Origin of the sequence: Arthrobacter sp. 2RAF6 (assembly GCF_052115205.1) — a bacterium.
GTDB lineage: Bacteria > Actinomycetota > Actinomycetes > Actinomycetales > Micrococcaceae > Arthrobacter.
Map to the genome: position 1 here is coordinate 1 of NZ_JBFRGF010000044.1, position 12,159 is coordinate 12,159.

Annotated in this window: 10 protein-coding genes; 1 reads left to right on the top strand and 9 read right to left on the bottom strand. The window is 62.6% G+C overall.

Annotation, left to right across the window (positions count from 1 at the left end):
• Window positions 1–688 precede the first annotated feature (688 nt).
• The 8 genes from AB4Z38_RS22085 to AB4Z38_RS22120 all read right to left on the bottom strand — a co-directional run bounded on the left by AB4Z38_RS22085 (window position 689) and on the right by AB4Z38_RS22120 (window position 10,402).
• On the bottom strand, window positions 689–2,641 hold the full coding sequence (locus tag AB4Z38_RS22085; protein WP_441431683.1) for an SUMF1/EgtB/PvdO family nonheme iron enzyme: 1,953 nt from the start codon (window positions 2,639–2,641) through the stop codon (window positions 689–691).
• 49 nt (window positions 2,642–2,690) lie between these two features.
• A complete protein-coding gene (locus tag AB4Z38_RS22090; protein ID WP_441431684.1) occupies window positions 2,691–3,626 on the bottom strand; it encodes a ribokinase in 936 nt (311 codons plus the stop codon).
• Window positions 3,623–4,984 (bottom strand): ADP-ribosylglycohydrolase family protein, encoded by a 1,362-nt coding sequence (locus AB4Z38_RS22095; protein WP_441431685.1) that lies wholly within the window; start codon window positions 4,982–4,984, stop codon window positions 3,623–3,625. Before AB4Z38_RS22095 ends, AB4Z38_RS22090 begins: the two co-directional genes overlap by 4 nt.
• Window positions 4,984–6,192, bottom strand: coding sequence for an ADP-ribosylglycohydrolase family protein (locus AB4Z38_RS22100; protein WP_441431686.1), 1,209 nt, complete (start codon window positions 6,190–6,192; stop codon window positions 4,984–4,986). Before AB4Z38_RS22100 ends, AB4Z38_RS22095 begins: the two co-directional genes overlap by 1 nt.
• Before the next feature lie 38 nt (window positions 6,193–6,230).
• Window positions 6,231–7,493 carry an ABC transporter substrate-binding protein gene (locus tag AB4Z38_RS22105; RefSeq protein WP_441431687.1) on the bottom strand — a complete coding sequence of 421 codons (1,263 nt, stop codon included), beginning with the start codon at window positions 7,491–7,493 and terminating at the stop codon, window positions 6,231–6,233.
• An 85-nt stretch (window positions 7,494–7,578) separates the two neighbouring features.
• Entirely contained in the window at window positions 7,579–8,415 is an 837-nt protein-coding gene (locus tag AB4Z38_RS22110; RefSeq protein ID WP_441431688.1) for a carbohydrate ABC transporter permease, read from the bottom strand.
• Entirely contained in the window at window positions 8,412–9,362 is a 951-nt protein-coding gene (locus AB4Z38_RS22115; protein WP_441431689.1) for a carbohydrate ABC transporter permease, read from the bottom strand. Before AB4Z38_RS22115 ends, AB4Z38_RS22110 begins: the two co-directional genes overlap by 4 nt.
• Window positions 9,362–10,402, bottom strand: coding sequence for a LacI family DNA-binding transcriptional regulator (locus tag AB4Z38_RS22120; RefSeq protein ID WP_441431690.1), 1,041 nt, complete (start codon window positions 10,400–10,402; stop codon window positions 9,362–9,364). Before AB4Z38_RS22120 ends, AB4Z38_RS22115 begins: the two co-directional genes overlap by 1 nt.
• Before the next feature lie 286 nt (window positions 10,403–10,688).
• On the opposite strand from AB4Z38_RS22120, the gene AB4Z38_RS22125 reads away from it, so the two are divergent.
• Window positions 10,689–11,873, top strand: a complete 1,185-nt coding sequence (locus tag AB4Z38_RS22125; RefSeq protein WP_441431691.1) for an integrase catalytic domain-containing protein — start codon at window positions 10,689–10,691, stop codon at window positions 11,871–11,873.
• Window positions 11,874–11,969: 96 nt separating this feature from the next.
• Here AB4Z38_RS22125 and AB4Z38_RS22130 read toward each other — a convergent pair whose 3' ends face one another.
• Window positions 11,970–12,101 (bottom strand): hypothetical protein, encoded by a 132-nt coding sequence (locus tag AB4Z38_RS22130; protein WP_441431692.1) that lies wholly within the window; start codon window positions 12,099–12,101, stop codon window positions 11,970–11,972.
• Window positions 12,102–12,159: the final 58 nt, after the last annotated feature.

Here is a 12,159-nt window from a genome sequence, read left to right on the forward strand (position 1 = left end):
CCTCGACTTTCACGATACCCCTTCACAAAAGCTGAAGTTGAATCAAAACGCCGATGAGCACCTGAAGGAACGGGAACGCCCTAGTACCGTGGGGAATGGACCCTCGCAGCCCAACCAAGGAACCCCGGAACACGAGGGTTATCTCTTACTAGCTCTAGAGTGAACAGCCCCTGCCACCGGCCAAACTCATCAAAGCCAAGCATTACCGCCCCGCCAAAACCGACGCCGTAACCATCACCGACCAGGAGCCGGACCGGAGCTCTACAGCACCAGTCTCGCTGCGGATGAAGGCCTCTGGCACCGCACAGCCTCGGCAGGACGCTCATGACACCCGGGATTTGCACACGTTTTATCCAATAACCCATATTCGAATTGAGGTGGGCTGGGGAGTTGGCCTCATCCGAGGATTGGGCGATGGCGCTCGACCGGGAGACTTCAGGCGAGCGTTTGCGCCTGGGCGTCCGCGGACCCTGGGCGACCTGCGTGAAACCGTCAGGACCAGCAGAGGGCCCGCGGGGCACTGCCGGGCAGCGGTCCTGACGGTCCAGGAACGTGACTGTTTTTCAAGGCGGGTGTTTCCCGTAGACCCAGTGGTTATGGTCACCGGCCACGGTATCCACCTGGCGCTGCTCCCGGCCTTGAAGATACGGCAGCGTGCTGCCCGCTGTCATTACAAGTCAGTGCACTCCTAGGCATCCCATGCGAGTCGGAAGCCGATGCTTGACGAGCGTTCGATACCGAGGCCGGGCATTAGGAATTTCAGGCTGAACGAGGGGTCCAGAACGCCTCCGTCGGTGTACCAGTCGGAGCCTGTGGTGAGGCGGTCGCTTCCCCCCTTGAGCATGACGAAGCGGGTGATGCCGTCGCTGTGTTCGCTTTCAGTCCAGTTCCAGACTGCGCGGGTGCGGCGTTCGAATCCCGGTTGTTCGGCCGCGAGCTGCCATTCAAACTCGTTGGGGAGGCGCGCGCCGGCCCATGTGGCGTAGGCGCGGGCATCGGCCAGGGAAACGCCGGTGACAGGGGCGTCACTCGGTGCGCCTTCCGTACCTGCCAGGAATCGGGTGTCAACGTTGGGCCGATAACCGGTTCGTACGATGAAGTCGCGGAAGTCCTCAACCGACACTTCCCGCGGTGCCACGGCGACAGGTCTGTCGATCGTGACACTTAGTTGCTCGCTGCGCTGGTCGTGCAGGCGCGGAGGAAGAGGCTTCCATTCCTCGACGTACGGGGCCCCTTCGTAGAAGCCGGTTTCACGACGGCGGAAGGTTACTTCAAGCTCGCGGGCGCCGGGTTCGAGGACAAGGGCGGCCGCCGGGAAGGCGGTTACTTTGGCCGGCCGGGGGGTGACGCGGATTGCTTGACGGTCCGGGAAGCGGGTGTCGGCTGAACCGGTATCGGCGGCGGCCGCTGCCATCAGGGCCGCGACCCCGGCAGGTTCGGGTGCGCCGGGTTCGAGCTGAAGGATGCCAGCGACCCCACGCGCTGGCACTTTCACCCCGCATACGTCAGCGGCTCCGGCAGTGACGTCAAAGCGCCGCGTTCCTGGTGCGGGGACGGCTGCGAGCGGGTCGCCAGTCCAGTCACTTTCGCTGCGGTTCACGATCGTCCACAACGTTGTGCCGGCTTTTGACCAGCGGGAGATGTAGACACCGGCATCGATCGCCTCGGCGGTCGCGCCCTCCAGCGGTGACCAGTGACCGTGGATCAGGAGGTCCGAGAACTGCCGTTGCACTCGGAGTATCCGCCGAAGTGTTGCTTTGTCGCGCTCATTCCAGCCTACCCAGACCCCGAACACGGTGTCCCAGACGAGCATGCCGGTGCCGTTCATCCAGGCGGATTGGAGCTCGGCGCTGTGGTCGCGGTTCCAGCGCCGGGTCGAGTGCATCATGTGGCGGCGTTCGTACCAGTGGGCACGCATCACGCCCGGGGCCTTGGAGTCAGCGAACCATTGGGCCCAGCTGAGCTGGTGGTCTTCGATGCGCTGGTTCGGGACGCGCGACTCGCCTTCCAGGACCTGCGGGGGCGTGGCTTCCTGGAGGGCGCGGATGAGGTGTGTATCTCCCTCTTTCATGGTGTCCAGGAACACGCCGTCGACGTTGAGTTCGGAGACGAGCGCGGCCAGTTCGCCGGCGTCGTCCCGTGCCGCCCGGCGCGTGCCCGTGTCCCAGGGGTTGTAGTCGACGAACACGCGCAGGCCGCGTTCGTGCAGGCGGGCAATGACTGCACCCAGGCCCGGCACGTCGCGGTAGAAATCGAACTGGTTGCGGTTATCGATGCCGATGACCGGGTAGGCGTGCCAGAGCACTATCCCGTCAAGCCCGCCCTGGTCCGCGACCGCGTCGAGGAAGGCGTCAACCGTGAACTCCTGCCGTTCGTGGTCGAACAGTCGTTCGTCCCACAACCACACCTGCGCGACGGCATAGGCGGTGCTGGCCCAACGTGTTGCTTCATGGTCGTAGGCGTCACCGCTGTAGGCCAGCCGGGCCTTGGCTTCCTTTCGCCATGCTGCCAGGTCTTCACGCCATCTGGGCCAGTCGGCGGGATCCTCGGGTGCGGCGAAGATTTTGGCGATGTCCCCAACAGAGGGATCTATCGCCCCGCCCTGTGGCAAGGCGGTTGGCTTGTCGATGGCGCGTGGCACGAGCGGGTTGAAGTCGTTGGTGTTCTCTTCGTCCGGGTCGAAGTCTGGCTTAGTTGACTGAATGGAAATGACGGATCTCCTCCAAAGTGGGGATGGACGGGACGGCACCGTGCCGCTGGACTGAGATTGCTGCTGCCGTGGTGGCGAATTCGGCAGCACGGACCAGGGTGCCAAGGTCAAGGGCTCTGTTGGTTTCCTGGTCCAGTGCGGCTGCCAGGGCACCGCAGAAGGTGTCCCCCGCGCCCGTCGTGTCGAGAGCGGTAACGTTACGTCCCGGCACGAGCGCCGGTGGTTCACCTGGGACACAGACGATGGCACCCCGCGGGCCGAGGGTAAGAATGACGGCTGGGCCCAGTTTGCTTAGAGCCGAGGCAAGGTCGTTCTCATCCCCGTGTTGGGTCTGAATGCGGTGGGTATGTGCCGCAAGGTGCCTCGCCTCGTGCTCGTTGACAATGAGGACGTCAACACAGGCCAGAAGTTCGGCAGGAAGCGGCTGGATGGGTGAGGCGTTGAGCACGACGGTCGTGGATGCCGCGTTCGCGGCGTTGGCCGCGGCGATGACCGCACTCAGGGGGGTTTCCAGCTGCAGTACGAGGACATCGGCGGCTGCAATGGCCGCTGTTTCCTTGACGTTCAGGGTTTCTAGGAGGCGGTTGGCGCCGGAGTCTACGACAATCGCGTTTTCCCCGTTGTCGTCGACGGTGATGATTGCCGTTCCGGTGGGTTCGGTGACGCGACGTTCTTGCAAGGTGATTCCGGCCGCTGTGGCCTCGGCGGCCAGACGATCACCGGGTTCGTCGGTTCCCAGTGCGACGATGAACGTAACCTTGGCTCCGGAACGCGCCGCCGCAGTGGCCTGATTGTTGCCCTTGCCGCCTGCGACCGCGGTTGCGTGTCCGGCCAGCACCGTTTCGCCGGGGGAAGGGATGCGTTCCACCCGGTATACGAGGTCGCGGTTGGCGCTGCCGAGGACGACCGTGCTCATGCAGCCACCGCCAGGGTACGGTTGGCAAGGTCACTGAATTTCGCACCGGAGAAACCAGGCACGGAGGTCGCTAGCCTGTTGTCCAAAGGGTCTATCCATTGGGCGGGCAGTGCGGCGGCGCCGCTGAGCGCACCGGCGATTGAACCTGCGGTGGCACCCACGGAATCGGTGTCCCATCCCCCGGACACGGCAAGGGTGATGGTTCGTTCGAAGTCGCCGTTGCCCCTGGTGAGGGCAAATGCGAGCAGGGCCGAATTATTCAGTACATGTACCCAGTGCAGGTGCCCGAACTCGGCGTGCAGGGCGTCCACGGCGGCCTCGTCACTAAGGTCACCCTGGCCCAGCTGCGCCCCGTGTCTGATGGCGGAAGCGTATCGGCTCCCCACCGGCACGACGGCGAGGCCGGCGGCTATCGTCTCCTGCACGGTCGCCCCTGTAACAGCGGCAGCGCATGCCCCGGCAGTAAACATGGCCCCGTAGAGTCCGGAGCGGCCATGACTCAAGCGTGCGTCGACCCAGGCTAGCCGTGCCGCGGCGATCGGGTCTCCCGGGTTTGCCCAACCATACACGTCGGTGCGGATCTGGGCGCCGATCCAATCACGGAACGGGTTCTGGTGCCAGCCGGCGACTTCTGGCTCAATACCGTCCAATAGGTTTCGGTAGACAATCCGTTCGGCAGTGAAAACGCGGCCGCCGGGAAGATTATCCAGCCAGGACTGGGCCACATCGTCTGTCGTGAAGGAGCGCCCTGCTGACTCCAGGAGGCCGAGTGCGATCAGTGCGAAGTTCAGATCATCGTCCTCCGGCATCCCATCGATGTTTTCCACGAGGCTGTTCTGCCCACTGCGGCGGTTCCAGGGATAGCGTGCCGCCGTCCCGGCGCCCAGCCCGACCCCGGTGAAATACGACTTTAGGGGCCAGTTCCCGGTCGATTGGCCGATCGCCCGGATCCCTGCCAGGGAGACTTTTTCAACCGGTTTCCCGAGAAGGCACCCCGAGGCCCGGCCCAGCCACCCACCGAGTACCCGGTCTTTCAGATCTCCGGCACGGGCACCTGAGGCGGAGCCGAAGGCCGTGCCCGTGCCGGCTGCGAGGATGTCTTCAAGCACGTCAGGTTCTGCGGCCACCAGCGCGGCCGGGTCGGGCCGCTCGTCTAGCTCGGTGAGCAACTCACGGGCAAGGCGCCGCAGTGATGGCGGTGCCGGGTGCTGCGTCGCGCCGGAAACGGCGGCGTGAGGTTCTCCCCCGAACCCTTCCCAACGCTTTCTGATGTCTGCGACGTCACGGCCGTCCAGTTCTGCGGCAGCCAGTGCGTGCGGCAGCAGGTCTTCAGGCTGGGTCCAGCTCAGGCGAAGCATCAGGCTACCCCGTTGAAAGCTGCCCGCGCCATGTCGATGCTGCGGGCACGTCCTGGCTGTTCCAGGTCAAGGGCCTGAATGACTGCTGCGTCATGGTGCGCCCGTTCCAGGTCCTTCTGGAAGATTTCCACTGCGATGTTGGCAAGTTGATTTGCATAGGCATCGAAATCCACGCGGCTGGCCTCTGCGATGGAATCGAGCCAGTCGGTCGCTACTGCTGCCATGCCGCCGATCCCGCCGGCGAGGGAACCGACCATGCTGGCGATCGAATCGGAATCACGGCCGTAGTTTGCGGCCCCTAGGATGGTCTTTCGGAAGTCGCCGTTGTAGGCCACAAGCAAGCCGAGTGCAACCGGGAGCTCCTCGATTGCCTTTGTACGGGAGGGCAGGCGTGCGTCCATGTTGGGTTCGCGATACTTGTCGCCAACCGTGTCGAAGGGCCGGATTGCGTTCCGCAGGATCACGCCGATCTCTTTGTCTGTTGCATCGTCTGAAATGGACGTTGCTGCTCGGACGACCGCTTCGATGGCGGCCTTTGAGCCGTCGTGGGCGTAGCGAAGGGCGGCATCGATGACTGAGCCGACCGTGGCTCCGGGTGCTACTGCGGCTGCCACGGCTGCGGCGAAGATACCGGCTGCTTCTCGTCCGTAGCTGGACTGGTGCGCGCCGGCGATGTCGATGGCCTCGGTGTACGCGCGCCGGGGGTTGCCCGCGTTTACGATGCCGACCGGCGCCATGTACATGGCGGCGCCGCAGTTGACGACGTTGCCCACGCCGGCTTCCCGCGGATCAACGTGGCCGTATTGGAGCCGGGTGACCAGCCATTTTTCTGCGAGGAAGACACGCTGCAGAAGGATGGACTCGCGTTCCAGTTCCGGGATCCAGCGCATCTCTGTCTGGAGCAGCGGGACAAGCGTTTCGGCTATCGCGAAAGCGTCCAGGTGGTCCCGGTGCTTGTCGTAGACCTGGATGAGTGCTTGGGTCATGAGGGTATCATCGGTGATGTGGCCGTCACCTTTGTGGTACGGGCTTACGGGTCGCGCGGTTTTCCAGTTGTCGCCGTAGTAAGGGGGGACGATCCCTGTGATGGGACCGTTGTAGCGTTCGTTGATGGCTTCGGGGCTCAAGCCTTCTGCTGCGCCTGCGATGGCGTCTCCGATGGCCGAGCCCGCCAGGACGGCCGCCGTTCGTTCACGAATCCAGTTCATGTGGGTTCCTTTTCGCTGTATTCCTCGGCTGTTCGCCGCTACTGGTTGATTCCGGTCCAGCCGTCGACCATTTGCTTACTGAGCTGTTCCGACGAGATCTGCCCGGCCAGGTATTGCTGGTAGCCCGGGGTGGCGATAGTTGTCTTCCAGCTGTTGTACTTTTTGAGGCTGTTGAAGGCTGGATTGGTTAGGTTCTTGCCCGAGGCGATGATCTGGGGCCAGCCGTTCTTGTCGGCGGTCAGCTTGGAGAGCGCGTCCAGACCCGACTTGGTGGGCGGAACTTGCCCGTCGGCGAGGTTGATCTTCGCGAGGTTGTCGGCCTGCATGTAGAAGTTCACAAACTCCGCCGCGGCCTTCACATTCTTCGACTTCGCATTCACCGAGAGGGTGATCGGCGAAGCGAGCTGCGAGGCGCCCTGGCTGCCCTCGAGCGCCGGGAGCACCATCCAGTCGAATCCGGCCGGCACCTCAGAATCAATGTTCGCGATCTGGTACGAGCCAGCTACTGTCATAGCGGCCTTTCCGCCGTAAAACGTGGCCAGCACATCCGAGCTCGACTGAGTTACCCCGGTCGGGTCGATGTATCCGCTCTTGATCATCGCCTGGACGCGCTCGGGCACCTGCAGTTCGGAGTCGCCGAAGACTGCCTTCACCTCGCTGCCCTCACCGGTGAAGTACTTGGCGCCGAACCCCGTGCCCAGGTAAGCGAACGCCGAGGTCGGGCTCTTAAGACCCCAGGTCAGACCGTGAACACCGTCTTTGGTGGTCTCCTGAGCAAGCTTCTCGAAGGTGTCCCAGGTCATGGTGTCGCCGGTCGGGATCTTCACGGCGTCCTGTTCGAGCAGCTTCTTGTTGGCGAACACGACGTAGGTCTGAACCTCGGTCGGAGCGGCGATCAGCTTACCCGCGGTGGTCAGAGAATCCTTGGCACCCGCGTCGATGTCGCTAATGGTCTCGGACGGGAGCAACTTGCTCAAGTCAGCCAGATAGCTGGCGTACGGCAGGATGTTGCTGGGTGCGTCGTTTTGGATGATGTCGGGAGCCACACCGCCTGAGAACTGTGTTTTGAGCTTGTCCTGCAGGTTGTCGGCCGGGGCCTGAACCAGGTTGACCTGCACATCCGGGTGGGCTTTGTTCCAGCCGTCAACCATGGCTTTGGTGGCTGCTATGGCGGCAGGCTGGTTGTTGAAGTACTGGTAAGTGAGGGTAGTTTTGCCGCTCTCGCTAGGGCTTGGGCTCGAGCACGCGCTCAGCGCGAGCAGGGCGACGGTCGTCGCTACCATCGTGTGGCGAAGCTTCATTACTTCGTTCCTTTCGGTTCGGATTCGGTGCGGTGGTGCGTTGAGGTGCTGCGGCGCTGCGTTGACCTGTTTGCCGGGACCGGCGTCAGCCTTTGACGGCCCCGGCGAGGAGCCCTCCTGTCAATCGACGCTGGAGAATGGCGAAGAAGATCACGCTTGGGATGCTCGCTATGAGTGCTCCGGCGGCGAGCGGACCGATTTGGGAGAGGCCCTCCCCGTTCGAGAAGGTGCTCAACGCGACGGAGAGCGTGAAGTTATCGGGTGATTGCAGCAGAACAAGAGCGAAGAAGAACTCGTTGTAGGCGGCGACGAAGGTGAAGATTGCTGTCGCGATGAGCCCGGGCTTCAGCAGCGGGAAAACGATGCTGCTCAGCACCTGCAGCTTCGTGGCGCCGTCGGTGGCCCCGGCCTCTTCGACGTCGACGGGGATCGCCGCGACATAGCCCTGCAGCATCCATAGCGAGAAGGGCAGGGTGTAGACGACGTAGACGACGATGAGACCGCCCAGTGAGTCGATCAGCCCGATCATCCGCAGGATGACGAAGAGTGGCAGCATGAAGAGCGCGACCGGCACGATCTGGCTCACCAGGATCCAGCCCGATCCCATGGCCCTGATCTTGCCGCGGTAGCGGGCCATCATATAGGCGCCGGGCACCGAGATAACAATTACGATCACGGTTGTCAGGATCGAGACGAAAACGCTGTTCCATGCCGCTCGCACGAGTCCCTGCGCGTCGAATGCCGCCGTGAAGTTGTCGAGGGTCGGCTGCAGCGGCACGAGGTTGACAATGAGCGAGTTGAGCTCACCTGGTGACTTGAATGCTGTTGAGATTAGCCAAAGGAAAGGGAATCCGAGATAGAGCAGGAAGCCCCCGAGCGAGAGGTACTGAAGGGTTCGGATAACAACCTGTTGGGTTTTCACGCCTTGACCCCTTTCCGAAAGCGGCGGAGCAGGAAGAGCGAGAGCACGATGAGCAGGAAGATCACTATTACGTCGGTCATTGCAGCGGCCATGCCCGTGTTGCCGTTCCGGAATGCTTCGATGTAGACGAACAGCATCGGCAGCAGTGTCTTGCCGCCGGGTCCGCCGGCGGTCATTACGTAGATGATCCCGAATGAGTTGAAGTTCCAGATGAAGCTCAGCGAGACGATTGAGATGATGATCGGCCTGAGCGCCGGCAGTGTCACGTGAACGAACCGCGTCCAGGCCCCGGCTCCGTCGACGCGCGCTGCCTCCAGCAGTTCGACCGGAACCTGCTGCAGACCGGCAAGGTAGCTGATCGTGTTCTGCGGCATCCCGGCCCACACGCCCACCAGGATCACGGCCGGGAGCGCGAGTGAGAAGTCGCCCAGCCAGTTGATGCGCGGTCCGCCGATGCTCGTGATCAACCAATTGAGCGGCCCGTTTGTGGGCGAGTAGATCATCTGCCACATGATTGCGACGACTACCGGTGGCATGGCCCAAGGGATGATCGCCAGCAGCCGTGCGACTCCGCGGAACCTCAGATCCGTGTTCAGCAGCAGTGCGAGGGCGAGTCCACCGACAAATTGGAGCGCTGTCACCGAGACCGACCAGATGGCTCCGATACCGAAAGCGTTCCAGAAGGCTCCGTTTCGCAGCAGCCGCACAAAATTGTCGACGCCGACGAATTCGGGCGGGGATTCGCTAATCAGCTGGGAGTTGGTGAATGCCAGTGACACCCCGATCAGTAGCGGTATCACGCTGAGAACGATGACCGGGATGAGTGCGGGTACCGCCAGCGCGACCGCCTCATTGCGCTGGCGTCTGGCGAGTGCCGACTGCTTTCCCGAACGCGCTGTTGGCTTGGGCACTGTCGCTTCGCTGCGTGCTTTCAAGTCCAGCGGCATTAGTAGGTTCCTTCCAGCTGGGGTGGGAGGGTGGATGCACGGACCTTGAGAACGGGATCGACGGTCAGCAGTTCAGGGTCGCGGAAGGGATCCTCGAATCTTTTCAGCAGCAGTTGCGCGGCTTGCCGGCCGCGTTTTGCCGCTCTCAGCGACACGCTCGTCAGTGGTGGATTGAACACGGCCGCTATCTCGGTGTCATCTATGCCGGTGACAGCGACGTCGGTGGGAACCTGAAGTCCTGCAGCCACGCAGGCGCTGATGGCGCCAACGCCGATGAGGTCGTTTGCTGCGACGATGGCGTCGATGGGTTCACCTGCTCCTCTGATGTTTTTGAGGAGTTTGTTGGCCGCAGCCAGGCCAGCCGCGGCCGTAAAGTCGTCCGCGCAGATCATCTGCCCGGATGAGACAGTCAATCCGTGGCTGGAAGCTGCTGACTCGAATCCGAGTTGCCGTGCAGCGCCCGGGTTGGTATCGAGCGGACCGTTAATGAAGGCGAGGTGCCGGCGCCCCGTCTCGACAAGGTGATCAACGGCCATTTCCACGGCTTTGGTGGAGTCAACGCGTACCCGGTCGATAGCGACCCTCTCTTTGTTGAGCGATCCGATAACAACGACCGGTACGACGCACTCTTCCAGGGCCCGCCGGAGTTCCGGGGTCACTCTGATCGGGGAGATAATGAGGCCATCGGCCACGCCTGCGTTCAGGCTTCGCACAAGATCAAGCGTCTGCTTCATTTCGCGTCCTGTAGCGGAGACGCTCAGCCGGATCCCGCGATGGGCCACCTCAAGTTCGATGGCCCTGAGCATTGCGACGTAATTCGGGTTGCCGATGTCATCCACTGCGAAGACGATCTGGCGGGTTCCACCCAGACGCAGCGATCGCGCCGTCGCGTCCGGGACATAACCCAGCTGCTTGGCCGCAGAACGCACTTTCTTCACCGTTTCAGCACTTGCAGACTGACCGGTCAGTGCCCTCGAGGCCGAGGCAATAGAAACACCCGCCAGTTTGGCGACCTGGTGAAGGTTTGGTTTTTCCTGCATGCTTCTCTCCATTGAGATGGAATTGTTGAGTACTCCGAGATGTTGTAAACGTTTCCATCACTGGGCAGGGATGGCTCGGTTCTCGGCTTGACCCACAGGGTCTTGGAAACGTTTACAAGAGTCGTTGTAAACGTTTCCATTAACCTTTAGGGAATGTAAAGATATTACGTGGTTACTGAATGGGTTGTCTAGAGGGCGCGTTGACTCATTGAAAACCTCCGCGTAGCGGCATGGTTCGCATGTGGGGCGGCGGTTAGCGGCTATGCCCGTTTTCATGGAGCTAACGATGGCCCAGCGGCAAGCTGTGACGAAGAAGAAGGCCCTCGCCTCTAGGGGTGCTGATCGTGCAGGGAAGTCCCGGATCCTGAACGAACTGGTCGAACTGACCGGTTGGCACCGTGACTACGCCCGTGCGGGGTTGCGGGATGCCGTGGTGTTGAAGATCGTCAGGCCCAGACCGGGCAGGACCCCGGTGTACGGGCCTGATCTGCTGCCTGCCCTCATCAAGTGCTGGGCTGTGTTGCGCGCCCCTGCCCGCAGGCTGCTGGCCCCGATGCTGCCTGTCCTGGTGCCGCTGCCGCGCCGGGACCGGGAGCTTGAGCTGACCGATGAACAACCCGGATTGCTGATGCGGATGAGCGCAGCGACCATCGACCGGAAACTCGCCGGCGAACGGGCAAAACTTTTCCCGCGGGGACGGTCCCATACCAAGCCGGGCACGCTGCTCAAATCCCAGATCCCGATCCGCACCTGGGCCCAATGGGATGACGCCGTCCCGGGGTTTGTGGAGATCGATCTGGTGGGCCACGAAGGAGGCAGCAGCTTCGGGGAGTTCTGCTGCACCCTGACGGTGACAGACATCGCCACGGGCTGGACCGTGAACCGGTCGGTGCGGAACAAGGCCGCCAAATGGGTCTTCGAGGCCCTCGAACACGTCACTGCCGTGTTCCCGTTCCCCATCATCGGCATCGATTCAGACAACGGTTCCGAGTTCATCAACGAGCATCTGCTGGCCTACTGCCACGCGCACGAGATCACCTTCACCCGCTCCCGGCCCGGCAACAAAAACGACGGAGCCCACGTGGAGCAGAAGAACTGGGCCAGGGTCCGGGAACTGGTCGGCTACCTGCGCTACGACACCGCCGCGGAACTGGCCAAACTCAACGAGATCTGGGAGCTGGACCGCGTCTTCACCAACTACCTGCTGCCCCAGCAGAAGCTACTCTCCAAGCAGCGACACGGCGCGAAAGTCACCAAGAAACACGACGCCCCCGCCACACCCCACCAACGCGCGATCCGGCATGAACGGATGCACAAACGCCCGGTCATCCAGATGAACGCCGCCTTCAAACGCATCAAGCCCGGAGCCCTCTCACGCCAGATCCTGGCGCTCACCGGGCAACTGGAAACACTGGCCTTAGTCAAGAAACCAGCACCCCTCAAACCCGTCAACCGCGCCTGGAACAACTAGGCATCGCGGAGGCGCTTCAACGAGGCAACGAAACCCATTGCCGCCAGCGTGACGCCCTGCCCGACCAGCCAGTCCGCATCAGCTCAAGTGACCGGGTCATGGTCCGGAACGTGCGCGTCTCGCCATGACGAACACCCCCGGCCCGGGCGTGCGCACGCACACGGTCACCGACTTCTTGCCGATGTCCAACCCGGCAACGCGCTCGAACATCACGTCCATCAGAATCACCCATCCTTTGAAGCGAGAATCGATATCGACGCCGCTTGGAGGATCCTCTGATCAGGAC